This is a genomic window from Neorhizobium sp. USDA 3394 (assembly GCF_056280385.1).
The window spans coordinates 1586334-1611166 of the sequence record NZ_JBWCDU010000002.1 but is presented as its reverse complement, the minus strand read 5'-3'; the positions used below and the strand labels follow the sequence as shown (position 1 = coordinate 1611166).

At 58.6% G+C, this 24833-nt stretch carries 19 protein-coding genes and 2 pseudogenes; 12 read left to right on the top strand and 9 right to left on the bottom strand.

From position 1 onward, the window contains the following. The first annotated feature begins 540 nt into the window (after positions 1 to 540). The 3 genes from ACZ9EJ_RS29195 to ACZ9EJ_RS29185 all read left to right on the top strand — a co-directional run bounded on the left by ACZ9EJ_RS29195 (position 541) and on the right by ACZ9EJ_RS29185 (position 5720). Positions 541 to 1665 (top strand): efflux RND transporter periplasmic adaptor subunit, encoded by a 1125-nt coding sequence (locus tag ACZ9EJ_RS29195; protein WP_046641277.1) that lies wholly within the window; start codon positions 541 to 543, stop codon positions 1663 to 1665. Further along, complete coding sequence (locus tag ACZ9EJ_RS29190; RefSeq protein ID WP_046641241.1) at positions 1662 to 4718, top strand: efflux RND transporter permease subunit; 3057 nt, start codon at positions 1662 to 1664, stop codon at positions 4716 to 4718. The genes ACZ9EJ_RS29195 and ACZ9EJ_RS29190 overlap by 4 nt, the downstream gene beginning before the upstream one ends. A gap of 279 nt (positions 4719 to 4997) precedes the next feature. Continuing rightward, entirely contained in the window at positions 4998 to 5720 is a 723-nt protein-coding gene (locus ACZ9EJ_RS29185) for a response regulator transcription factor (RefSeq protein WP_046609676.1), read from the top strand. Between the two features lie 212 nt (positions 5721 to 5932). Here ACZ9EJ_RS29185 and ACZ9EJ_RS29180 read toward each other — a convergent pair whose 3' ends face one another. Beyond that, positions 5933 to 6781, bottom strand: a complete 849-nt coding sequence (locus ACZ9EJ_RS29180) for a MipA/OmpV family protein (protein WP_046641240.1) — start codon at positions 6779 to 6781, stop codon at positions 5933 to 5935. Positions 6782 to 7042: 261 nt separating this feature from the next. Here ACZ9EJ_RS29180 and ACZ9EJ_RS29175 point away from each other — a divergent pair, with 261 nt between their 5' ends. Beyond that, positions 7043 to 8398 (top strand): ATP-binding protein, encoded by a 1356-nt coding sequence (locus tag ACZ9EJ_RS29175; RefSeq protein ID WP_046641239.1) that lies wholly within the window; start codon positions 7043 to 7045, stop codon positions 8396 to 8398. 152 nt (positions 8399 to 8550) lie between these two features. On the opposite strand, the gene ACZ9EJ_RS29170 is transcribed toward ACZ9EJ_RS29175, so the two are convergent. Together ACZ9EJ_RS29170 and ACZ9EJ_RS29165 are read right to left on the bottom strand one after the other, a co-directional pair. Next, positions 8551 to 9432, bottom strand: coding sequence for a glycosyltransferase family protein (locus ACZ9EJ_RS29170; RefSeq protein ID WP_476100353.1), 882 nt, complete (start codon positions 9430 to 9432; stop codon positions 8551 to 8553). A 307-nt stretch (positions 9433 to 9739) separates the two neighbouring features. Beyond that, the gene (locus ACZ9EJ_RS29165; protein ID WP_046634346.1) at positions 9740 to 10057 is read right to left on the bottom strand and encodes a hypothetical protein; all 318 of its coding nucleotides are present in this window, start codon (positions 10055 to 10057) and stop codon (positions 9740 to 9742) included. Between the two features lie 540 nt (positions 10058 to 10597). Here ACZ9EJ_RS29165 and ACZ9EJ_RS29160 point away from each other — a divergent pair. The 3 genes from ACZ9EJ_RS29160 to ACZ9EJ_RS29150 are packed head-to-tail and all read left to right on the top strand — an operon-like array spanning position 10598 to position 15187. Then, positions 10598 to 11557 carry a class I mannose-6-phosphate isomerase gene (locus ACZ9EJ_RS29160; RefSeq protein WP_046641238.1) on the top strand — a complete coding sequence of 320 codons (960 nt, stop codon included), beginning with the start codon at positions 10598 to 10600 and terminating at the stop codon, positions 11555 to 11557. Beyond that, on the top strand, positions 11554 to 13854 hold the full coding sequence (locus tag ACZ9EJ_RS29155) for a glycosyltransferase family 4 protein (protein WP_046641237.1): 2301 nt from the start codon (positions 11554 to 11556) through the stop codon (positions 13852 to 13854). The genes ACZ9EJ_RS29160 and ACZ9EJ_RS29155 overlap by 4 nt, the downstream gene beginning before the upstream one ends. A gap of 34 nt (positions 13855 to 13888) precedes the next feature. Next, entirely contained in the window at positions 13889 to 15187 is a 1299-nt protein-coding gene (locus ACZ9EJ_RS29150; RefSeq protein WP_046634351.1) for a glycoside hydrolase family 130 protein, read from the top strand. Positions 15188 to 15441: 254 nt separating this feature from the next. Here the strand turns inward: ACZ9EJ_RS29150 and ACZ9EJ_RS29145 are convergent. Together ACZ9EJ_RS29145 and ACZ9EJ_RS29140 are read right to left on the bottom strand one after the other, a co-directional pair. After that, positions 15442 to 15989 (bottom strand): annotated as a pseudogene (locus tag ACZ9EJ_RS29145) (efflux RND transporter permease subunit); the annotation flags it as partial. Position 15990: 1 nt separating this feature from the next. After that, positions 15991 to 16062 (bottom strand): annotated as a pseudogene (locus tag ACZ9EJ_RS29140) (TetR/AcrR family transcriptional regulator); the annotation flags it as partial. 33 nt (positions 16063 to 16095) lie between these two features. Here ACZ9EJ_RS29140 and ACZ9EJ_RS29135 point away from each other — a divergent pair. Continuing rightward, positions 16096 to 16395, top strand: a complete 300-nt coding sequence (locus tag ACZ9EJ_RS29135) for a hypothetical protein (protein ID WP_476100532.1) — start codon at positions 16096 to 16098, stop codon at positions 16393 to 16395. Between the two features lie 10 nt (positions 16396 to 16405). Here ACZ9EJ_RS29135 and ACZ9EJ_RS29130 read toward each other — a convergent pair whose 3' ends face one another. Next, the gene (locus ACZ9EJ_RS29130; RefSeq protein ID WP_476100550.1) at positions 16406 to 16609 is read right to left on the bottom strand and encodes a hypothetical protein; all 204 of its coding nucleotides are present in this window, start codon (positions 16607 to 16609) and stop codon (positions 16406 to 16408) included. Between ACZ9EJ_RS29130 and ACZ9EJ_RS29125 the strand changes: the two genes are divergently transcribed. Next, positions 16527 to 17453, top strand: a complete 927-nt coding sequence (locus ACZ9EJ_RS29125) for an ArsR/SmtB family transcription factor (protein ID WP_046641234.1) — start codon at positions 16527 to 16529, stop codon at positions 17451 to 17453. The two genes, ACZ9EJ_RS29130 and ACZ9EJ_RS29125, sit on opposite strands and share 83 nt — an antisense overlap. Positions 17454 to 17485: 32 nt before the next feature. Here the strand turns inward: ACZ9EJ_RS29125 and arfA are convergent, their stop codons facing one another. Both arfA and ACZ9EJ_RS29115 read right to left on the bottom strand, forming a co-directional pair. Beyond that, complete coding sequence (gene arfA, locus ACZ9EJ_RS29120; protein ID WP_476100529.1) at positions 17486 to 19033, bottom strand: arabinosylfuranosidase ArfA; 1548 nt, start codon at positions 19031 to 19033, stop codon at positions 17486 to 17488. 13 nt (positions 19034 to 19046) lie between these two features. Then, positions 19047 to 19277 (bottom strand): ABC transporter ATP-binding protein, encoded by a 231-nt coding sequence (locus tag ACZ9EJ_RS29115; protein WP_046634363.1) that lies wholly within the window; start codon positions 19275 to 19277, stop codon positions 19047 to 19049. A gap of 325 nt (positions 19278 to 19602) precedes the next feature. On the opposite strand from ACZ9EJ_RS29115, the gene ACZ9EJ_RS29110 reads away from it, so the two are divergent. The 3 genes from ACZ9EJ_RS29110 (at position 19603) to ACZ9EJ_RS29100 (ending at position 23844) form a co-directional block, all read left to right on the top strand. After that, the gene (locus tag ACZ9EJ_RS29110; protein ID WP_046634365.1) at positions 19603 to 21699 is read left to right on the top strand and encodes a carboxy terminal-processing peptidase; all 2097 of its coding nucleotides are present in this window, start codon (positions 19603 to 19605) and stop codon (positions 21697 to 21699) included. A gap of 129 nt (positions 21700 to 21828) precedes the next feature. Then, positions 21829 to 22596, top strand: a complete 768-nt coding sequence (locus ACZ9EJ_RS29105; protein ID WP_046634367.1) for an SDR family NAD(P)-dependent oxidoreductase — start codon at positions 21829 to 21831, stop codon at positions 22594 to 22596. 9 nt (positions 22597 to 22605) lie between these two features. After that, complete coding sequence (locus ACZ9EJ_RS29100) at positions 22606 to 23844, top strand: D-arabinono-1,4-lactone oxidase (protein WP_046641232.1); 1239 nt, start codon at positions 22606 to 22608, stop codon at positions 23842 to 23844. 87 nt (positions 23845 to 23931) lie between these two features. Here the strand turns inward: ACZ9EJ_RS29100 and ACZ9EJ_RS29095 are convergent, their stop codons facing one another. Continuing rightward, a complete protein-coding gene (locus ACZ9EJ_RS29095; protein WP_046634371.1) occupies positions 23932 to 24831 on the bottom strand; it encodes a LysR family transcriptional regulator in 900 nt (299 codons plus the stop codon). Between the last annotated feature and the right edge of the window lie 2 nt (positions 24832 to 24833).

Sequence of the window (24833 nt, the reverse complement as noted above, 5' to 3'; positions counted from 1 at the left end):
GACTTTAGCCCCGCGGCGGGGCAGCCTTTGGTCCTATTTGGAGACGTAAATTTCGACTGTCCGTTGTGCATGGTGATCCAGAACCGATATTCGCTGCAGGGCCCCTATTTCCGCTGCGCCGTGGTTGGCGGGGCGGCACGGTTTGTCCCTCGGCGCCTTGCCGGCCCGCCCGGCCCAGGTGTTTGTCGCACGCGTATGCCGCAAAACAGGGAAATTGTCGCAAAGTATCGCATCGCAACATCCCATGCGTAAAGGGGAGTCCGGCAAATTATGCAGGCCGTCCTGCATGCCGGTCCAGGCTGAGAGGCGCATGAGCGTGCCGTAACATTTCTTAATGTGACTACACAGTGCGGCTCCTGCCCATCGTTATCGTGTGACCTAACCAAACCGGCCAAGGGCGCTTGGCGGCTTAATTAAAAGGTCCACTCAATGATCGCATTATCGACCGTATCATCCACGCTTCGACGCTGCTTTGCGCTTGTCGGCAAAGCAGCGGTGCTCGCGTGCATGCTTTCGACCGCGGTATCGGCAGACGCTCAGATGCCGGTAACGACGATCGTCGCCAAGCGAGGCGCGCTGACGGAAAGGATCGAGGTGGTTGGTTCGCTTGCCGCGCGGGAAGAGATCGAGGTCTATCCCGCCGTCCTCGGCAAGGAGGTGCGGCAGATCCTGGTAGAGGCTGGTCAACATGTCGAGCGCGGCCAGGCGCTTGCGGTCCTGGACACGACCGAAGCCCTGATGTTGCTGGACAAGAATGCGGTGAGCCTCCTTCGCGCGCATGCTGCCGTGGCCGTCGAGAGCAGCAAGATAGATGTGGCAATGGTCACCGAAGCCGAAGCGCGCAAAAAGCTGGAACGCAGCCGCTCGCTGCAGCCGAAAGGTGCCATCGCCGACAATGTCCTTGAGGAAGACTTGAACGCTCACGCCCGAGCCGTCGCGGAGTTGAGACTGGCGCGCCAATCGTTGGAGCTCGCCAACGCAGATCAACAATTGATCGCCAGCGAGCGGCGGGAAATCGAACTGACCGTTCAGAGGAGTACCCTTCGGGCGTCCAGTTCGGGCCGGATCTTGAGCAGGAGCGCGCGTGTCGGTGCTATGACATCGAGTTCCGCCGGAGCTCTTTTTGTCATCGCTGATGACGATGATATCGAGTTCGTGGCGCAGGTGACGGAAACGAGCTTCGTTCGGTTGCGCGAAGGCATGAGCGCCGAAATTACCTTGCCAGGACGCGACGCAGCCATCGCAGGGACCGTCCGGCTGAATGCCGCGCAACTCGATCCCAAGACAAGAAGCGGGACTGTGCGGATCGAACTTGCAGACAAGGCCAGACTTTTCCCGGGCGTCTTTGCGCGCGGCAGCATCAGTGTCGAAGGCCGGCAGAATGTTCTCCTTCCGGGAACAGCCGTCAGAAGCACGGTGGCTGGCCACAACGTTTACGTTGTTTCGGACGGGCTCGTGGATATCCGCCCGGTCCGCATCGGATCGCAGCAAAGCGGGTTCGTGGAAATCGTCGACGGCATCCGGGAGGGTGAGGAGGTCGTCCTGAAATCAGGTGCCTTCCTGAAGGCACAGGAGCGGGTGAGGCCGGTATTGGCCGCGACGCCGGAAGCGCGTGCCGACGCATCCACATCGACCCCAAATCGGCTCGGAGCTCGACTTCAATGAACATATCGGCCTGGGCGATCCGTAATCCGCTTCCTTCGATCCTCCTATTCCTAATCCTTGTCGCCGCGGGTCTCTACAGCTTCTCACGGCTGCCTGTTACTTACTTCCCGACGATCGACGAGCCGGCGGTGAATGTGACTATCGACCAGCCCGGCGGCGCGCCGAGCGAGTTGGAGACTGAAGTTACTCGTCTTGTTGAAGACGCAGTCGCGTCTCTTGCAGGCGTAGAAGAGATCAAGTCGACCGTCACCCAGGGCCGCTCCGTTACCGCTGTCGAATTTGAGTTAGGCGTGATTTCGCCTGACCGCGCCATGGGTGACGTCCGCGACGCAGTTGCCAAAATCCGCAGCGATCTTCCCGATGGAATAGATGAGCCTGTCATCGAGCGAGCGGAGGAGGAAGCACAAGCGGTCGTGACCTATGCCGTCACAAGCCAGGACATGACCGTTGCGGAGCTTTCGTGGTTCGTCGACGACGTTGTTGCCCGGCAGCTGCAGGGTCTGAAGGGCGTTGGCCGCATTGACCGTGTCGGAGGTGCTGACAGGGAGATCCATGTCGCGCTCGATCCTTCGCGATTGCAGGCGCTTTCCCTCACGGCGAACGCCGTCAACGAAAGCCTCATCGAAAGCCAGTTGGATCGCTCTGGGGGGCGCAGCAACCTGAATGGCAGGGAACGGGCGCTGACGACCGCCGCGGCGGCGCGGACGATTGCAGAACTCGGTGATGCTCGCATCCTCCTGTCGGACGACGCCAGTGTGAAACTGGACGATGTCGGCAGCGTCCAGGATACGATCGCCGAGGCCCGCGCCTTTGCCACTTTGGATCAGGAGGAGGTCGTAGGCTTCGCGGTATATCGCTCGAAGGGTGCGAGCGAACTTGTCGTGGCGGAGGAAGTGGCCGCCGCACTGGAGAAGCTCAATCTCGAACAGCCGTCGACGCGCTTCAAGCTGGTCGACGACAATATGTCCTACACGGCGGGCAACTACAACTCGGCCATGCATACGCTCTATGAGGGAGCAGCGTTGTCAATCGTCGTCGTGTTTTTATTCCTGCGCGACTGGCGGGGCACGATCGTTGCGGCAATCGCGCTTCCGCTTTCGATCATCCCGACCTTTTTTGCCATCGATCTCCTGGGCTTCTCCCTCAATATCCTCAGTCTGCTTGGGATCACCCTTGTGACAGGGATTCTCGTGGACGATGCGATCGTTGAAATCGAAAACGTGGTACGTCACCGCGACATGGGCAAATCCGCCTACCGGGCCGCATTGGACGCCTCCGACGAAATAGGGCTTGCGGTCATGGCCATATCCGCGACGATCATGGCTGTCTTCACGCCGGTGGGTTTCATGAGCGGAGTGGTCGGGCTGTACTTCCGGGAATTCGGGTTGACGGTTGCGATCGCGGTATTCTTTTCGCTTCTGGCGGCCCGATTGATCACCCCGATCATGGCCGCATACATCATGACCAACGCTCCTCCGTCCGACGTCCGGAGAGGGCGTCTGGTGTCGGCCTATGGACGGCTGCTGAAGGTCAGCCTCCGGTGGCGATGGATGACGGTCGGATGCGCATTTGCGGCCTTCGCCCTGGCTTTATACGGTCTGATCTCCCTGCCGACCGCCTTTTTGCCGGAAGAGGACACGGGGCGGTTGACCCTCTCCGTGGAGCTGCCTCCGGGGGCGGCCTTGCACGAAACAAGAACAGCGACGGACGAAATAGCCTCCGTGATCCGGCGGGATTCCGCGGTGGAAGGCGTGTTCGTCAGGGCGGGGTCGAGCACGGCGGGACAGGAGGATATACGATATGCGACCGTGCTGATCGATCTGTTCCACAAATCCGAGCGCGACCGTTCGTCGTTCTCGATACAAACCGATCTTGAGAAGGCGCTTTTCTCGATTTCGGACGTCAGGCTGCGCTTTCTCAATACCCGCGGTGGGCGGGACATATCTTTCGCTGTCCTGTCCGCGGATGGCGCTATGGCTCAGCGGGCCGCAGACAATATACTGCATGAGCTCACTGCCGACAGGAACTTCGTCAACCCAAGCGCCGACAACGTAGCTACGCGCCCGGAACTTCGGGTGAAAGTTGACCCCGACAAGGCTTCAACGATCGGTGTATCTGCGGCAGAACTTGCGCGCACAATCCGGGTATCGACGGTGGGCGACGTCGACAGCCGGCTGCCCAACTTCCTTGACGGCGGCCGACAGATTCCAATCCGCGTGCTCCTCCAGGCGCATGCTCGCGACGACTTGCCAACCCTTGAGATGTTGTCGGTCCCGACGACGAAAGGGACGTCGGTTCCGTTGTCGTCTGTCGCCGAGATCAGCTTCGATGAGAGGGTCGCCGCCATCGAGCGGTTTGATCGCCAGCGTCGCATCGAAATCTCGGCTGATATGGCTGAGGGCATGACGTCGGGCCAGGGTCTCGACAGGCTGACACAGCTCGACAGCGTCAAGAACCTGCCGGCGGGTGTGCGCATTCAAGCGACCGGGGATTCCGATACCGAAGGCGAGGTGTTCTCAAGCTTTGTGGTGGCGATGGGATCGGGTGTCATGCTTGTACTTGTCGTTCTCATCCTCCTCTTCGGAAGCGTGCTGGCGCCCTGGACTATTCTGGCTTCCCTTCCGCTTTCTATCGGCGGTGTTGCAACTGGCCTGATGTTAAGCGGCCACGCCGTCTCGCTTCCCGTCGTCATCGGCATCCTGATGTTGATGGGGATCGTGACGAAAAACGCCATCATGCTCCTGGACTTCGCCATCGAACGCGAGGCCCATGGGATGCCTCGGGTCGATGCGATCATCGAAGCCTGCTTGGAGCGCGTTCGCCCGATCATCATGACCACGTTTGCCATGATCGGGGGAATGGCCCCCTCGGCGCTCGGGGTAGGGGACGGAGGCGAATTCAGGGCGCCCATGGCGATCGCGGTGATTGGCGGTCTGCTCGTGTCCACGGTTCTATCATTGCTCGTCATCCCGTCGCTCCACCTGATCGTTTCCGACCTTGGCGATCGTACCGCTCGGATCTTCAAGCCCTTCCTCCAGTCGGCCGAGATCTGAAGGTTGCAGGCCCCGCAAGGACGCTTGCACGACCAGCGGAGGGCCGGCCAGCCACCTGGCCGGCCCTGCCGTTTATCGCAGAGCGGTTTTTCCGCGGTGCCGCCACTCTGTCGGTTACGTCAATTCTGCGTGGCGGTGCGAGCGGTCGCGGCTCTTATCGCCATGGCTGGGCGCTTTTGGTATCACTGCGAGCAGCGACCGTAACAAAACTTAATAAAGCGAAATATTCGAGGACCAGCAGCCGGCCGATTATAGGGTCCTCAAACAGGAAAAGACTCGATGCAGCCCAATTCAGCATCCGCGAAGATATTGATCGTGGAAGACGACTTCGAAATCGGCAATCTTCTGGCGTCGACGATTCAGGAAAGCGGGATGCTGCCGACCGTGGCTGAGGACGGAAACGTGATGCAGTCCCTGCTTCGCAGCAATTCCTATGACCTGATTATTCTCGACGTCATGCTGCCGGGCGAAGATGGGCTAAGCATTTGTAAGCGCATCCGCTCGGAAAGAACGATCCCGATAATCCTGCTGACGGCACTCGGAGAGGAAGTCGATCGGATCGTGGGACTTGAAGTCGGTGCCGATGATTACATCACAAAGCCCTTCAGTCCGAGGGAGGTGGTCGCTCGGATTCGCAGTCTCCTGCGTCGCGCCTCTTACGGCCTGACAAGTAGCTCGGCTCAGAGGAAGCTGCGTTTTGACGGATGGGTGATCGACCCGATGCGGCGCCGGCTTCACGACCCCAGCAACGCCCGCATCGCTTTGACAACAACGGAATTCGATCTTTTGCTGGCGTTCTGCAGAAATCCGGGCAGGGTCATCACCCGCGAGGAGCTGCTCTTGTTTACCCATTCCGGGCTGGCTGGGCCGATCGAGCGCAGTATTGACGTCCATATCAGCCGCCTCCGTCAGAAGATCGAGGCTGATCCTCGCGAGCCGACGCTCCTGCAGACGGTCAGACTGGGGGGATATACTTTCACCGCGTCGGTGGAGGAGGTCTGAAATAGGCCCAACCCTTCTCCGGTGCCGCAATTGCCGTGCGGCCGCGGTGGCAGCCGATGTTGTGACTGGGAACTGGCGCCCGGACGCCTGTTCCCAGCGACCACGGCATCGCATCTTGTAGTGAAAAATATTGCCGCACGGCAAAACGCACGCCTGCACGGATCGGAAGCGATCCGTGCAGGCGTGCGCCATTTGTTTTCTCTTCCCGGCTTTCAGAATTTGTAGCCGACAAAAGCAGAAACGGAAGGCTGGATCTTCTTTTCGACGATCGGGCTATCCGCGGCATCTCCGGTGAGCACTCCGATGCCTGCCTCACCGCGTACCAACCAATGTTCGCTCAATGCGTATGTGGCAGAGGCAGAAAAATCGACACGCTTCAAGCCAGCTTCTGCCTTGTATTCACGAAGGCCCGAACGTGCCGACTGAGCGGCATCGACGCCGAAATAGGCCTGCATGTGCTTGTCATCGGCGACGGTGGCTTCGGCGCGTGCGCCCAGAATGAGACGCTCCGTGACCGGGGCAGAGTATTCCACCCCAAACTTTCCGATCAGGCTTTCGCTGCCATTGATGGTCTGGTCGACGCTCGCATAGATTTCGACCGGACCCCAATCATAGCCGACTTTTGCGCCGACCGTTGCGGCGAAATCGATGTCGCCGAGACCGCGGAGGCGATCACCGTCACCGTCATCCCGCCCCGTTTCATAACCGATTTGAGCGGCGATAGAAAAGCCGCTTTGATTGAGGACAGTGACGCTGATCCCACCTGGATCGATTTCCAGCCATTCGCCATAGGTGAACACCACGAAGGGAATGGGGCTGACTTCAAATTCATCGCTCCCTTCGTATTTGGGATCGTAAGAGGCGCCGGCACCAACGATCAGGCTCCAATTGCGCTCCGGTTGGCGTTTGTCGAAACGCTGCTTGTCGAAAGGTGGCTCCGGCGTCTGCTCCGTGGTGGTCTGGTCGGCGCCATAGGCGGTTGGGGACAATCCAGCAATGCTGAATGCAGCGCATAAGGCGAGGGGCGAAAGACGCCGCTTGGCTTTTTCAAGATGTAGCATAAGGGCTCCAGAACAGGTTATCAGTCCCCCCAAACAGAGGAGCCTGCGACGGCTTGTGTTTCATGCCGGAGCCATCCGGTGCATGTTTTTTTGTTACGCTTTGTTGCGGCCCGCCGCGATCAGCGACGAGGCGGCCCTGCCGTAACAAAACGTAATAATCGCGCAGTAGGAAACGCGGGATCTTGTGAGGGAGTTCGCCTATATTTCTGCTTCGTTGAGCGACTTCGACTCAGGCGCGCTTCACAATTCAACAGGGTGCTCATGTTCTTCCGGCGGCTTCCAGGCCTATCGACGATCCATAGTCAGATCACCGGCGTTATTCTTCTCGGTCTCACCATCACCGTTTTAGGCGGCTCTTTTCTCGAGCAGCGTGTCGGAAATGGGTACTCGATGGTTGACGTCGAGGAACTCGCCGACAGTGTGTTTACGATAGCTTCCGTCCTCAAAACAGCCACGCCTGAAGAACGCGACATCGTTCTTCAGGCAGCCAATCGTGCCGGTTGGGATCTCAATCTGCGGCCTCGGGCCTTGGCGGAAACGTTCAAGAACTCATCGCCGCAGGAAAGTGCCCTGGACGCGACGATAGATTGGCTTTTTACCCCCGACGGGAAGCAGGTGCCACTCGGTGGCTGGCAAACCTTCGTTGATGACAAGCGTGTCGTCTCAGCCGAGGTTGACGATAAAACAATCCTCGTTTTGGGCGGTCTTCCAAGCACTGCGTTCTGGAGCGAGGTCCTCATCAGGGGGCCACACTATCTGGTAGCGCTTATCACCTTGATCGTGTTGTTTTCCTCGTTCGGGGTCTGGGCGATCACGCGACCGTTGCGGAAGATCGCTTCAGCGGCTGCGAATGCCGACATTACATCTGGCCGGGTAATCTTCGAGGAAGAAGGCAGCGTGGAGATCGTTGCTGTTGCACGCTCCCTGAACGGGATGAGCGATCGTATCACCGATATGATCCAAAGCAGGACGCGGATGCTGCGTGGGGTGAGCCACGATCTGCGCACGCCATTGACGAGACTGAGACTTCGAGTAGAGCGGGTCGGCGACGGGCAATTGCGCGATATGTTGCTGGCGGATATCTCTCGCATCGATAGCCTTCTCAAGGAGAGCCTCAGCTATCTGCGTGACGACCACCATCGGGAGCAGGTGGAAACGATTGACCTGGCAACGACGCTGCAGACGATCTGCAGCGAGTTTGACGATGTGGGCCATAAGATCAATTATATCGGCCCCAATCATCTGTCCGCCAATTGCAAGCCCCTCGCGATAACACGTGCAGTGACCAACCTTTGCGAAAACGCTGTGAAATTTGGCGAGAAGGTCGCAATCGAGCTGACGCGAAGCGGAGACAAGGTGGTGGTCGACGTGTCGGACAATGGCCCCGGGATACCGAAGGAATCACGTGCGAGGGTGCTGGAGCCATTCTTCAAACTGAATGCGGCGAGGACTGATGGCAACGCCGGGTTCGGGCTGGGATTGTCCATCGTTGCGGAAATCGTGCAAGCCCACCGGGGAACGCTGGAACTGTTGGACGGGGAGCCATCCGGGCTCTTGGCGCGACTAACGTTTCCAGCAGATCTCCAGGCGGACGGCGTCACCGCCCAGGTTCGGTGAACGCCCGGGTGAATATTTTCCGGTACTTCAGCCATGACATGCTCACCTAGTGCCTTCTCGCATCGCTCGGGCAACGGGCGCGGCTGGCGTTGTCGCCAAGGGATGTCAGCTATGGCCATAACCCGTGGGGCTTAGCCGCTCTGGTTCGGCATTTATTGTGGAGGCGCGGAGACCCCTGCCTCGAAATTGTCTGCAGCTCGGGGGGCCGAAATGGGACTTGTGCGCCAAGCGTGTGGAACAATCGGCTCCGGTCTGTCACCGAGGGAAGCCAGCATCGCGTCCGCCTGATTGAAATACTGTTTGATCCACGGGACGGGGCCGATCCCGAAGCGCCGTGTCGATCCCCATCGCTGGCCGTTTTCGACCAGCGTATCCCAGGGTCTGGGGTTCCCGTGGAAGACGATGATCCTCGCGTTCCGCGGCTGCTTGATCCTCGGCAGCAGCAGATTGATCGGGAAGTATTTCGTGCAGCTTCTCTTGAAACTGACGCAGAAACCTGCCGGCCAATAGCTTTTTTGCCTCACCGCCTGCGTCAGGTAGGACTGGTCGTTCTTATATCGCGCTATGATCGCGTCTGATTTGCTGACGAAGTCGTGGTAGATTGCGTCGACATTTCCTGCGTGAAATCCAAAGACGGATGATTGGGCACCCCTGTCGGGCCTCAAACTATTCGGGAGAAGGCTCCAGAGATCCGGGTTCCATTCCCGTTGGATTACAAAATGACGGCGCTCTCGAAGCAAGCCGATCAGCGGGGCGAGCGACCGTTGGACCATGACGTCAAGATCGAGGAAAAGCACGACGTCTCCCGGCGGGAAAAGACCCGGTGCAAACACGCCGATCTTGGGCCAGCACCCTCGTCTCCACGCCTGCTCAGGCAGGCCGAGATTCGGGATATGACGAGCGAGAATGCTGGAAGCAAGGCCGCGACGATCGTCCGTCAGGCAGACAAAGTCGAACGGCTCCTCCATGTTGCGCAATACGCCGGCATAAAGAGCATTGACATGGCTGGCGGTGAAAGCCGTGCCCCATTTCATGCAAACAATCGTAACCAACATCCCGCTCCATCAACAATCTGAAGACGGCTTAAGCGACTTTGGTACGGGTGATTGTTTAGTGTTGTTATATGATGTTGCCGAAGGTTGTCTTCGATTTCGGCGGTGCGGATGACCGACGGTGCCCGGCTTAGGATGGGTGGGATCAATTTGCGCTTCGGACCGATAGCGACAGACGGCGGGCGGGTAACTTTGACTGAGACATCGCCGGGCGACTGGGCATCCACCTTGGCAGGCGAATCACGGACGTGCCACCGCCTTTGCACTCAGAAAGTGCATGGCCAACGTGCTATATGCCCAGGGAGTTCGCGGCGTCGGCCACTTCTTTTCGCATCGCGTCGAGCGATCCACGCAATACCCTGAAGTCGGCACTTAGAGCAGGCGCGGCGTCCTGTTCTTCCCAGTAGAGGAGTGTGTTGTGCCATCCGGTTGTCGTCTCGATCAGCCCACGCATCCGCTGCATCGTTCTTTCATCAATGTTGGCCGCCGCCCGTTCCGCGTTGCGTGCAAGTTCCACGAGATCGTTGGCCTCCACACCCCAGATCGGCAAGGCCGTTCGCAATTTGAGAATTTGCTCGTTGATGTCGTCTATCTGTGTTTTTTCCATATGTCTTATCTACCGCTCGATTGCGGTTATTCAACGAGGCGATATAACTAAAAGTTGATGAGCTCTGGAGGCTGCATCTATCGATGGTTTAGTCGTCTTTGCTTGCTGGTCTTTGGTTTGCGCATGCTTGGCGCCGCGCCTGACGAACCTCGCTTGCAAAATCAATCCTTATCATCCCTAACGACCTAGAGGAGGGGGCCGCCCCTCGCCAGCCCAATCCCAACCGGAATGGGTCGCGGCGGCAAGCCGAGCGATCTCCGATTTAAGTTAAATCTCCGGGTTTTGGGCATTGAAAAAAGATGCTGCCGCTTGAAATATTCAGAGATAGGCGCATATTCGGGTGTGGCTGATGAATTTATTTTGCCTGGAAGCGCGATATATCAGGATTTTTCTTAAGAAATCGAAGATTCGCGTCTGAATCACCATAATACTGCCGATAAATATTACGAATACTTCGACTTTGAGGCACTTTCGCTTCGAAGGAAGGCTGCTCCGATCTCAGGTCGCCCCGATCTTAGCGGTAAGATCCAGGAGGCCTCCATGACATTCGAGCATGCGAACGTGCAGACATCGTGCAGACCGTGGGGGAGCCACGATCTCAGGCCTTGGAGCCTGAGCGGCAACCCCCACGCCGCCATCGGTGAACTGAGGTTTGAGCGTAGCGAGACGCAGGCGCCTGACCCTGCCTTGCTTCTCAAACTGCTCTTCACGAAGGAGAAACTGTCGATCCAGGTCCACCCTGACGACGCCTTTGCGCAAACCATGGGGATGGCCAACGGCAAGACCGAGGCATGGTATGTGCTGTCTGCGGAAGACGGTGCCCAGGTTGCGATCGGCCTTGATCGCCCATTGACCCAATCTCAATTGCGGGATGCGATCACCGATGGATCGATTGCCGATCTCGTCAAATGGCAGCTGGCAGCACCTGGCGACGTGTTTTTCGTTCCAGCGGGAACCATCCATGCCATCGGTGCCGGCCTCGTCATTGCCGAGATCCAGCAAAGAAGTGACACGACATTCCGCCTCTTCGACCATGGCCGCTTGCGCGAACTCCACATAGATCAGGCATTGGCCGTCGCGGATCTGGTGCCGGCAAGACCGGAAATGATGCCCATGCATCTTACCGTCGAACGATTGAAGCTTGTATCCTGCGCCTTTTTCGTCCTGGAACGGATCGACCTTCCGCCGGAGGCAAACTGGGAATTGCAGGCGCAGCGCGAGACCTGGGGCCTGGTCATCGCAGGTGACGCCACCATAGGATCGATGCGGGCTTGTGTTGGAGATGTCTTCTTTGCCGAAGCGGATCGAAGCGTCATCAATGTCGGGCGCAGTGGCCTGACGGTCCTGCTGGCCTATGCCGACAGCGCACCTCAACCCGGACTGCTGCGCGATCTCGACGATCGTCAATCCCAGCTTCCGGTCCGCGATCTGACGCGGCCGGACATTTCATCAAGAATACCCGTCAGCGTGCTGCCCCGCTCGATGGAGGGGCGCCCATGACCAGCTTCAAGAATACTTATCCCAAGAATATTGCCCTTATCGGCAACTCGCTGCCTCGCCGCTGCGGCATCGCAACCTTCACGACCGACCTGCAGCAGGCCATCTCGAAATCACCTGCCGGTGTGGAGACCGCGATCATCGCGATGACGGACCACGGTCATGCCTATGACTATCCCGCCAGCGTCTGGCTTCAGATCCCGGACGAAAGTCTCGATGACTATATCCGCGCGGCCGAGGCTCTGAATGCCGCTCGGTTCGATGTCGTCTGCCTTCAGCACGAATTCGGCATTTTCGGCGGCGAGGCCGGAAGCCATATACTCGCGCTGCTCTCGCGGCTGGAAATGCCGATCGTAACCACGCTGCACACGGTGCTCGCGCAACCCAATCCGGCCCAACGCCGCGTCCTCACGCAGATCGTCGACACATCGGCGAAAGTGGTGGTTATGGCGGAGAAGGGTAGGGCGCTGTTGCGTGAGGTATATGGCGTTCCGGCGGAAAAGATCGAGGTGATCCCTCATGGGATTCCGGACATCGCCTTCTGTGAACCCGACCTCGCAAAGACGAAGCTCGGGTTCGAGGCGCGCTCGGTCATCCTGACTTTCGGGCTGCTGTCCCCCAACAAGGGCATCGAGATCATGATCGATGCGATGCCGCTGATCCTGAAGAGCGAGCCCGACGCCGTTTATGTGGTGCTGGGCGCGACCCATCCCAATCTCGTCCGCAACGAGGGGGAAGCATACCGTGAACGCCTGATTGCCCGCGCTCTGGATCTCGGTATCGAGAAGCACGTGGTCTTCCTCGATCAGTTCGTCGACCAGGCAACGCTACTGGACTTCATTTCCATGTGCGACGTCTACGCCACCCCCTATCTGAACGAGGCGCAGATGACATCGGGCACGCTGGCCTATAGTTTTGGCCTGGGGAAGGCGGTCGTGTCCACGCCCTATTGGCACGCGCGAGAACTTCTGGCGGACGGACGCGGCATCCTCGTTCCTTTCAGCGATGCAGAGACAATCGGCGCAGAAATCGCCACTTTGCTCACCGACAATGCCCGGCGGAAAGCCATGCGCGTGCGGGCTTATGCCAGTAGCCGGTCGATGACATGGCAGAGAACGGCAGAACGGTATCTCTCGCTGTTCGGTGATGCGACCCAGCGCAGATCTCGGCCGAACGCAATTCTGTCGGGCGGAAATGCTTCGGTGCGCAAACTTCCCGCCGCGCCCGAGCCGGAACTCGCCTATCTTCTTTCGATGTGCGACGACACCGGCCTGTTTCAGCACGCCGTGCATTCCGTACCGGATCGCTCACATGGTTATTGCGTCGATGACAATGCGCGCGCTCTCCTTCTGGCCGTTACTCTCAACACACCGGGGGAGGAACTCCTGCCGGAGCCGTTGACGACGCGTTTCGCGTCATTCGTGCAGCACGCCTGGAATCCCGACAAAAAGCACTTTCGCAATTTCATGGGTTTTGACCGGAGATGGCTTGAGGACAAGGGTTCCGAGGACAGTCATGGCCGCACGCTCTGGGCTTTGGGAGAGTGCGCCCGTAGCGATGCCAATGCGTCCCGTCGGAACTGGGCTGCTGGCCTTTTCGCCGAAGCTCTGCCGACTGTCGAGATGTTTCGCTCACCGCGCGCCTGGGCCTTCACGCTCATAGGGCTGGATGGCTATTGTGCCGCAAACGGAGAGGACATCGTCGCCAAGCGGATGCGGCGTCTTCTCGCGGACCGCCTCATGGATATCCTTGCTCGAGTGGAGACGCAGGATTGGGTCTGGTTTGAGGAAGGTCTTTCCTACGACAATGCGCGACTACCCCAGGCACTGATCCTTTCGGGCCTCGCCAGTGAAACATCTGCCTATGTGGTTGCCGGGATGAGGACCTTGACTTGGCTGATGACCAAGCAGACGGCGCCAGCGGGCCATTTTCGGCCGATCGGAACCGATGGTTTCGGCGACGTACGCAAGCCGCCTCAGGAATTCGATCAGCAGCCCCTGGAGGCCGCGGCGACGATTTCCGCCTGCCTTGCCGCTTGGCGCGTGGATCAAGGCATGGAATGGAAAAATGAAGCCAACTCTGCATTTGCCTGGTTTCTCGGAAGCAACGATCTTGCACTGACCCTCGTCGATACTGACACGGGCAGTTGCCGTGACGGACTGCATCGTCTGCGCGTCAACGAAAACCGGGGCGGAGAATCAGTGGTCTCCTATCTTCTGGGCCTCTTAGAGTTCCGCAGATTTGCCCGCATCAGCGACCAGCATGCAAAACTCGCTCCTCTTCGCACGTTGCGCGCATGAGCGCCCAAAGCCAATTAAAGCAATTGAGGTTCCTTTGTCACAAGCCACTTTTCTGAACCGTCAGGCTCTCTTCCTGCGACCCGACTCGTCGCGCGTCGTCGTGCGACCTTTCAAGCCGGCGACCGAACCGCGGGACCTCAACCCCACCGAGAAGACGCGTGCAAATCATATCGTTGATCGCGTCCTGGGGCTTGATCTGGAGGCGGCGGAAATCCTGCTTGCCGACGTCCTGGAAAATTTCGACGGCCGCCACCGCAACCTGCTCGCGAGGTTCGAAAGCCGCGCTGCGGAAATGGAAGATGCGTTCGCGCCTCATGCCAATTTCACCAAAACCCAGCGCCAGCTTGTCGGAGCCTATTTTCTCAACGAATATTCCTTCGAAGCGTCTGCGTTATTCAATCCGAGCATTGTCTCTCATCCGGATCAGTCCGGGCTGGAAAAGGGAACCCGGCGTTTTGTCGTCAGCTTGCGCGCGGTTGGAGAAGGGCATGTGTCGTCCCTGACGTTCCGCACCGGCGTGATCGCGGCCGATGGCAGCGTTGATATCGATCCGACGGTGCGGCTTGCTTCGACGCCAACCGTCACGGCGCGCACCTCCCTTCCGGCAGGCGAGCAGGTCGACATCAGTTTCGGTTCCGAGCAGTCGATCAGCGAGCGGGTCATCTTTCCGATAACAGCCGTTCAGTCCAACGGAATCGAGGACGCGCGGTTCGTCGAATTCGACGATAACGGGGAGAAGACATTCTACGCGACCTACACTGCCTATAACGGGATGGGTATCCGCTCGGAACTGCTGGAGACCAAGGATTTCCTGTCTTTTCGCTTGAGCCCACTCGCAGGTACCGTAGCCAGGAACAAGGGGATGGGCCTATTTCCGCGCAAGATCGACGGGCGGTATGCGATGATCGGTCGGCAGGATAGCGAGAACCTCTATCTCGTCTATTCCGACGATCTCTACACCTGGAATGGCGGGCAGTTGATCCTCGGGCCTAAATTCCCGTGGGAATTTATCCAGATCGGAAATTGCGGATCCCCCATCGAGCTCGACGAGGGATGGCTGCTCTTGACCCACGGCGTCGGTCCAGTCCGCAAATATGCGATTGGTGCAGCTCTTCTCGATAAGAAGGATCCGTCCAAGGTTCTCGCCCGCTCGGCCGAACCGCTGGTGCGCCCGGAACCGTCTGAGCGCGAGGGATACGTGCCGAACGTTGTCTATACCTGCGGCGCGATGCGCCATAACGGCCATATCATCCTGCCCTATGCGGTCTGCGACACGTTCTCGAATTTCTCCTCGATCAGGATTTCAGATCTCCTGAAAACATTGGATGGCTGAAGCAATTTCGTTCCACATCGCCCGTGGGGGCGAACAGGGATGGGAAGACCGTCGGCATATCGGCGATTGCCAGCCTCTGCGGTTCGATAAATTCTTGAGAAGAGATTGCCGCCCATCGCGGAGATGGGCGGCCGAGGCGCAGGGGTAAGGGGGAATTTACGCCTCGTTTTCGAGTGTCGGATTTACGCGCTACGCTGAAGTTATCCGTAAGGGCGGTGGGTTAAGCCTTGCGAAACCCGAATGTCTTCCGCAGGTCACTCCGCAGCCAATGCCAGTTCTTGATGTCGAGCCTCCGGCTCGGATTGCTGATACGTCCGTTGTTCCGGTGGCTTGATGCGGAACCATGTCGCGTAGAGCGCTGGCAGGAACAGCAGGATCATGATCGTTCCGACGGCGGTGCCACCGATCAGCGTGTAGGCCATTGATCCCCAGAAGACCGAGTGCGTCAGCGGGATGAAAGCGAGCACGGCAGCCAGCGCCGTCAGTATGACAGGTCTCGTCCTCTGTACGGTTGCCTCGATAACGGCGTGGTAATCATCCAAGCCGGCCGCCTGGTTTTCCCTGATCTGTTCGGTCAGGATCAGGGTGTGGCCCATAAGAATGCCCGCCAAACCAATCAGCCCGAGAATGGCGCTGAACCCGAAGGGCTGATTGAAGATCATCAAGACCGGGACGACGCCTGCGAGCCCGAGCGGTCCGTCAGCATCACCATCGTCATCGTTGACAAGCTGCGAACCTGAAGGATGATGACGATCAGCATTGCGGCAATCATGACGGGAAACACTTGAACCAGAGCGACGTTACATCAAGTCCTTGAGCCCGATGCCATCGAAGCCGTGCTCGCGAAAGAGCCTGCTGGCGACGTTAATGCTCACGCCACGTCGACGCCGCTCGGCGACCGCGGAGAAATCGAGGCGATCAAGACAGTGTTCGGTTCGACGGCAGGGATAGCCGTGAGTGGCACGAAGTCGGCGACAGGACACCTTCTTGGCGCTGCAGGTGGCCTGGAAGCAATCATCACGATCCTGGCACTCAGGGATCAGGTCGCACCGCCAACGCTGAATCTGAGTGCTGCCGATCCCGCAGGCGACGGGATAGACTTTGTCGCGAACAAATCCCGGCCTTTGCAGATGGACTATGCGATCACCAACGGCTTCGGGTTCGGAGGCGTGAATGCGAGCGCCCTGTTCCGGCGTTGGCGCGAATGACCCGCCTAAACTACAGTTTTCCGGAGGAGGCTGCCGCACGGGCGTCGTCATCCACGCACATCGCCGGAAAATTCGTTCCTACTAAATCAAAAATGTTGATATAGATGAGGGAGAACAGCATGATCTGAAATATGAAGCCGAATTTTCTGACAGTATCCGCAGGTGCCGGCAGCTTGGTTCTTCGAGGCCTGGCGTCACCAATTCGCGTCAACATTCTTCAGCTCCTCCATGACCGGGGAAAGCTGAACGTCAACGAGATCAGTGCGGCGCTCTCGCTGCCACAGTCGACAGTGGCCGTGAACATCCTGACCCTGGAGGAGGCCGGCCTCATCGAGACCTCTTCCGTCAAGGCGACCAAAGGCAATCAAAAGGTCTGCAGCGCCAAATACGACGAGATCATCGTCCGCTTCGACACGGCTGAGAAAGACACCAGAAACAACCAGATCGAGGTCGCGATGCCTCTCGGGCTCTACACGAGCTGCGAAGTTTCTGCGCCATGCGGGCTTTGCTCACCGGACGGCGTCATAGGCCTGCTGGATGTTCCCGATTTCTTTCTCGATCCCGGCCGGGTGCAGGCAGCGTTGATCTGGTTCGGCCGCGGCAATGTCGAATACAAATTTCCAAACAACGCCAAGCTGGTTAACTCGGCGGTCGAGGCAATCGAGTTTTCGATGGAGCTTTCGTCGGAAGTGCCCGGCACGAACCTCAACTGGCCCTCCGACATAACGCTGTGGATCAACGAACATCGCATCGGGACCTGGACGTCGCCCGGTGATTACGGCGACAAGCGCGGGGTCTATACGCCGCAGTGGTGGAAACTTGAAGGCTCTCAATACGGCAAGCTGAAGACTTGGCGCGTCACCAGGCAGGGATCGTTTATCGACGGCGTATCGATCTCCAGCGTCACAATCGATGACATCGGCTTGGCCGAGCATCACTCGATCAGGATGAAAATCGGCATAGAAGAGAAGGCCCCCCATCCGGGAGGCATCAACATCTTCGGCCGCGGTTTCGGCAATTACGACCAGGACATCATCATGCGGCTCTATCTCGCCTGACGGGCCTGCACGAGCCGTTCTCGGCTTCGGTTTCACTGGGAAGCGCCAAACCGAACGACGTTCCATGACGCCGGAGGAACGGTGACCGTCACTTTGCCGCTCGTCACGTCGATATCCTTCAGATCTCGAGGCGCCACGGTGTTCGGCCCATTCCTGGTGTTGCTCGCCTTGAGGTCGTCGTGATGCAGCGAATGGGCTCGCTGCAGCTTCAACGCGCCAAAACCGGTTGCCGCGACATCAATCTGCAGATCGTCGGAAAGATGACGGTTCAGGATGAAGAGGGTGACTGTCTTGTTCTCCTCGGAATGCACCGCCGAGAACTTGAGGTAAGGAACGGCGTCGATCTTGTCGTAGAGATCTTCCGTGTGATTGGGGTCGTAGTAACGGGTGGCATAGGTCGGCGTATCGACGCGGGTCCTGAGGACACTGCCCCTGCCAAGATTGCTGAAGTCCGAGAAGGGCCAGAAGATCGTTTGCCGCCAGGCCGGACCACCGGTCTCCGTCATGATGGGCGCGATTGCGTTTACGAGCTGGGCGAGGCATCCGGCCTTGACGCGATCGGCATGATTGAGGAGTGAGATGCAGGCGCCGCCGAAAGCAAGCGCATCCTGCATGTCGTATTCCTCCTCCAGGATGGGTGGGGCGACGGGCCAGCCTTCCTTGACGCGGTTATGCTCGCCTCGCCGGGTGCGATACCAGACATTCCACTCGTCGAAGCTCAGCATGATGCGCTTTCGGGAGCGACGCCGCGCTGCGACGGCATCGGCGATCGAAACCACCTCTTCGATGAAGCTGTCCATCAGGTCGGGACTTGCCAGGAATGAAGGCGTATCGTCGGCATAATTGTTGAGATAGGTGTGGAGCGATATGAACTCGACATGATCGAATGTGTGTTCGAGGACGATCCTCTCCCATTCGCCATAGGTTGCCATTTTTCGCCCGGAGGAGCCGCAGGCCGCCAGTTCGATCGTCGGATCGGTCATCCGCATCATCTTTGCGGTCTCGGCCGCGATGCGACCGTACTCTTCGGCCGTTTTGGCTCCCATCTGCCAGCCGCCGTCCATCTCGTTGCCCAGGCACCAGAATTTGATGTCGTGCGGCTTTTCCCAGCCATGCCGTTGGCGAAGTTCGGAAAGGTGGGTGCCGGAAGGATGATTGCAGTATTCAAGCAGATGGCGGGCTTCGTCCGGTCCGCGCGTGCCGAGGTTGACGGCCAACATCGGTTCGATACCGGCAAGCCGGCACCAGTCCATGAATTCGTTGGTCCCGAAATGATTGGTATCGACGGATTTCCATGCCAGGTCGAGGCGGCGTGGGCGCTGCTCGACCGGGCCAACGCCATCCTCCCAATTGTAACCGGAAACGAAATTGCCGCCGGGATAGCGCATGATGGTGGGATTGAGCTCGCGGACGAGCTCCAGCACATCCCGCCTGAACCCTTTTTCGTCCGCGGTTGGATGGCCAGGTTCAAAAATGCCGCCATAGACACAGCGGCCAAGATGTTCGATGAATGCGCCGAACAGACGGCTGTCGGTCTCACCGATGATAAAGTCCCGGTCGAACCGGGCTTGGGCCTTGATCATCTCTCAAATCTCACTTTGCTTCAGGAAACGGGTAATTCGCCGTCAATGCGACTGCAGCTCTGTCTCTTCGGTCGACGGATGAGGCGATGCGCGCTTGCTGGGACGCGGTGCTGCCGCTGGTCAGCACGCCGCGACCGTTCGGGGTCGGGATGGCGGACTTCAGGAGCTGTGAGTAGGGATGCCGGGGGGCATCAGGGACCGAGCGCGCCTCGCCGCTTTCGACGATTTCACTCGTGCGCATGATGATCCTGTCGAAAGCATGCCGTTATCCTCCCAGTTCCAGCGTGCCAATCGGCTATCCGAATGGCCTCGATACTGCCCGAGCGACAAAAAATGTCAACCGGATTTGTGATCTATATCATGTTTTCGGATATAATAGCCTTTGCAAGGCAGAAGTCACGAGTGAGTGGAAGGGAACGAGCACGCGAATTATGGTCATCGGCATGGCGCCATTCTCCATGATGAACACGAGATGTTGCTTATTCATCTGGTTGCCAAGGCGACATCATTGTTGCACCACCATTGCGTGGTATAAACTCGACTTTGCAAAATGGGATGAAAGCTGAATGCGCATACGATATGGTTTCCTTGGCCTGTTCCTTGCAATCGCGCCGTCCGCATATTCCCTGGAACTTGGACCGCCGCCGGTCTTGTCGCCGCTGCAGGAGCAGGCGCAAGCCGCTCATTTGAGTGCACAGTTCCTGACGCGATATGCTTACAAGCCTGTCCCGCTTAACGATGCCTTGTCGGCTAAAATCATGGATCGGTTTATCGAGTCGCTGGATTCGGACCGGAGCTTTTTCCTGCAAGCCGACATCGACAAGTTCACGGCCGACAGTAGCAAGATCGATGATGCCATCCTCGGCGAGGACCTGAAGGTTCCGTTTTCGATCTTCAACGTCTATTCGCAGCGAGTTGTGGAGCGCATGACATATGCCCGCAGCCTGCTCAAACAGGGCTTCGATTTCAGCGTGCGGGAAGAGTATTCCCTGTCGCGCGACAAAGAGCCCTGGCCGAAATCCGAAGAGCAAAGCAATGACCTATGGCGCAAGCGCGTCAAAGGTGACTGGCTGCGGTTGAAACTGGCAGGCCAAGCCGATGCGACGATTCGCGATACCCTCGACAAACGTTACAAGAATATCCTGGAGCGCGTTTATACCTACAAGAGTGACGACGCGTTTCAGTCATTCATGGGTGCCTACACCACGTCCGTTGATCCGCATACGGACTATTTTGGTGCTGCCGCCTCGGCCAATTTCGACATTTCGATGAAGCTCTCACTGGTCGGTATCGGTGCCGTTTTGCAGGAGCGCGATGGTTACACCACGGTCCGCGAACTCGTACCGGGCGGACCCGCGCAGGTTTCCGGAAAGCTGGCCGTCGGCGACCGCATTGTCGGTGTCGGTCAAGGCGACGATGGTGCCGTAAAGGAAGTCGTGGGCACGCGCCTTGATGAAGTCGTGCAGATGATACGCGGAGCGAAAGATTCCGTTGTGCGCTTGGATATCTTGCCGGCAGATGCCGGAGAGAACGGAAACCGCCGCCTCATCAGTCTGGTGCGGGACAAGATCAGCCTCGAAAAACAGGCTGCAAAGAAGACCGTCCTGCCCGTGGAGGATCGCGGCGTCGCGCGCAAGATTGGTGTGATCACCTTGCCTGCGTTCTATGAGGACTTCGACGCGCGGCGAAAAGGCGACAAAGACTATAGAAGCGCAAGCCGAGACGTTGCCAAGCTTCTTGGCGAGTTGAAGCGGGAAAAGGTCGATGGCGTCCTGATCGACTTGCGCGACAACGGTGGGGGCTCGTTGGCCGAGGCGATTGATTTGACGGGCCTGTTCGTGGGGAAAGGCCCGGTGGTTCAGCAACGCGACGCCGAAGGCAAGATCAAGGTGGAAAGCGATGATCTGCCTACGCCGGCGTGGACAGGGCCGCTCGGGGTATTGATCAATCGCGGCTCCGCGTCGGCCTCGGAGATTTTCGCCGCAGCGATACAGGATTACGGTCGCGGCGTCGTCGTCGGAGAGCCTAGCTTCGGTAAAGGTACCGTGCAAACGGTCGTCGATCTCGACCAGGTGGCCCACAACAGCAAACCGAAATTCGGTCAACTCAAACTGACGATCGCCCAATTTTTCAGGATCGATGGAGGAACGACGCAGCTGCGTGGCGTGACACCCGACATCAGCTTTCCGGGCCTCTCGGACCCCAAGACCCTGGGTGAAGCGAGTTATGACAATGCGCTGCCTTGGGGCCAGATCAAGCCTGCGAATTACACGGCCGCAGGCAACAGGAGCGGGTTGCTTCAGCAACTGCAAAGCCGGCATGATGCGCGGGTACAAGCCGATCGGGATTTTCAGCGCTTCGTTGAAGACGCCGCCGAACTGAAAGCGCAACGTGAAAAACGTGTCGTCTCCCTCAACGAAGTTGAACGTCGAAACGAACTCACTGCTCTTTCGACCCGGCTCAAGGCGCGCGAGCAGACAAACGACGGTCTGGCTCCCGGCAAAGACGATGGCCTGCAAGCAAACGAGCGGAGCCTGAATGCTGACATCGCGATGGAAAATGCCCGCAAGAACGCAAAGGACGTCTTGAGAAACGAAGCAGCCTCCATTGTTGCCGATGAAGCGGATCTGATGGAAAATGGGCGAAAGACCGGCACCCGGTAAATGGGAAATGCCGATGGAAATAGCTATCGAGCAGGAGCATAGCCGCCCTTCATCGGCCGGAGAATAAGAGGCGCGCAAAGAGCCCCACTCAGCCATCGATCGGGCGTCATCAGCAATCGTGGAGGTTGAATGGCTGGTCGTCTGGACGGTAAGATCGCGCTCATCAGTGGCGGCGCGGGTGGGTGCGGCCTTGCCGCCACCGAGCTTTTTGCGCGAGAGGGCGCGGCGGTGGGAATTGTCGATCTCCCGCAGAGCCAGGGGGCGGCTGTCGCCGCCCGCCTGCGTGAAGAAGGCCTGAAGGTGGCATTTGCGCCAGCCGACGTTTCCGACGAACGGCAGGTAAACCAGGCTGTAGACGCAATTTCGAGCGAACTTGGACCGATAACGGTGCTGTTCAATCATGCCGGAACGATCATCGTCCGGCCCTTCCTCGAAACCTCGGTGGCGGACTGGGATAGGCTAATGGCCATCAATGTCCGCAGCATGTTCCTGATGACGCGTGCCGTCCTGCCGCACATGATCAAGGCGGGTGGTGGGTCTATCGTCTGCACGTCGTCGATATCGGCGGTTGCCGCGACACCGATGGAAGTTCTCTACGATACGACCAAGGGCGCGTGCCACATGTTTGCCCGGGCGATCGCGGTCGAATTTCGCGACCGCAACATTCGCTGCAACGCGGTCTGCCCCGGCTTTATCCAGACGCCGCATGGCCAGAAGGAAGTCGAGGAACTGACCCGCTACGGGATCGACGTCTCGGATGCGGCGATCGCGGCCCAGCAGGGCAGGATGTGCAGGCCGGACGAGGTCGCCAAGGCGGCACTCTACCTCGCGAGCGACGACGCCAGCTTCGTCAGCGGTACCCATCTGTTTGTCGATAATTGTTTTACAGCGATGTGAGGGGAAAACATGGCTCTGGAAAAAGGCGGCCTGTGGCGCAACTGGGTCGGCAATCAATATTGCGTTTCACAATTCAAGGCATCGCCGGAAACGGAAGCCGAAGTGGCGGAGCTCGTCCACGAAGCCGACAGGCGTGATCTGGCCGTGCGCGTTTCGGGCTCGGGACATTCCTTCACACCCGTCGTCGGCACCAACGGGCTGTTGCTGTCGCTCGCAAATCTGCACGGCGTGCAGAACATCGACCATGATCGGAAACAGATCACAGTCGCAGGCGGAACACGCATCAACGAAGTCGGCAGGACGCTGAAAGAGCACGGTCTTTCACTGATCAACCAGGGCGATATCGACAGCCAGGCCGTCGCCGGCGCGTTTACGACCGGAACCCACGGTACCGGGATCAAGCTCGGAAATCTGGCCTCGTCGATTGCCGGCATGCGCATCGTCACCGCCACCGGGGATGTCCTCGATATCGACGGTCGCGACAGAGACAGGCTGCATGCAGCTCAGGTCTCGGTGGGAACGCTTGGGATCATCTCCTCGCTGACGCTCAACGTCATGGACGCCTATAATCTGCACGAACGTCTCTGGAGGGACGATTTCGAGACCTGCATGGAGCGTCACGACGAGCTGGCCTCCAGGCACCGCCATTTCGGCTTCTTCTGGTGCCCGACGCCGGAAAGCCGCCATCTGTACTGCCTTCCCGATACGTCTGCGGTATCGAGCACGAACAAGCTGGCCGATGTCTGCGAGATGAAGGTGATGGACATCACGCAAGCCGCTCCGATGGAAAGCGAGTTCGAAAAGATCGCCTACAGTTCCGAGGTCTATCCGATCGAATACGTGCCGAACTTCGTCGAACTGGAATACGCTGTTCCCCTCGAACACGGCAAGGCCGCGATAAGGGCCGTGCGGGATCTGATGCTGAACAAGCATACCAACTGCATCTATCCGATCGAATATCGCTTTACCGCCGGTGATCCGGCATGGATGAGCCCCTTTCACCGCCAGGACAGCATCACCCTTTCGGTGTCGGGTGGTCCGGGTATCGACTACTGGCCGTTCCTGAAGGATGTCGATCAAATTCTGGGCGGATACAATTCCCGCCCGCATTGGGGAAAGATGCATTTCCTCGACACGGACGACGTCACACGACTTTACCCTCGCGCCGAGGAGTTTCGAGCGCTGAGACGGGATCTGGATCCGAAGGGCCGGTTCCTGAACGATCATTTGAAGATGTTATTTGGATAGGCTCACGCCAGACGATTGCGACTGTAGGCTGTAACTCTCCTATCGTCGTGGTCGCGGGACATCTCTCGAAGGCGGGCGATTGGCCTGTCACGGTGACTTTGCGCAAAGTGCTTCCAGTTCCTTGGCGAAAGACATCACCACGGGCCGCAGGACGCTCCGGCGTCGGTAGGCTATGCCGATATTGCGGGTCCACGTCCGGCTGTCGAGCTTCAAGGCCACAAACTGCGCGTCGCGCCCCTGCACGAACACACTTGTGCGGGTGAGATAACTGAGCCATTTCGAGCCGGCGATCATCGACATCTGGAAGGTCGATGAGGTTGTTTCGCAGATCGCAAGGGGGCGGGGAAGCTGCGCGGCGGCAAACATCGCCTCGAGCGCCAACCGATCCGGTTCCGGTCGGGCGGGGATCACCCAGCGATATTCTGTCAGGTCGGCAAGGCTGACTTTAGGCAGCTTCACCAACTCATGATCTCGGTCAGCCACGATGTCGACCGGAATTTCGAGCAAATTGAGAAACTCGATCTCTTCGGAAATCTCTTTCGGCCGGGCCATCACCGCAATGTCGATGGCGCCATTGAGCAGGGAATCGTAGAGCGCGGAGCTCAGCTCCTCATTGAGCGAAACATCGACCTCCGGTTGGGCTTTGAGAAACCGCTTGATGGCGGTCGGCACGATTTCGCGCATTGCGGTCGTGACCGCACCGATGCGCAGCCGGCCTCGACGGGCACCGCGCATGGCGTCCAATTCGTTCCGCGCTTCGTCCGTCAGGGAGAGTACGAGCTCTCCATATTCGATCAGCCGCAGACCATAATCAGTCGGTTTGACGCCCCAAGGACCACGGTCCAGGAGGCGAACGCCCAAGGACTCTTCCAGCGCGCGAATACTCTTGCTGAGCGCGGGCTGCGTCACATTCAACCTTTCGGCTGCGACCCCGAAACTGGCATAACGCGCCACCAGAACCAGATTCCTAAGCTGCCTCAGATCCACGG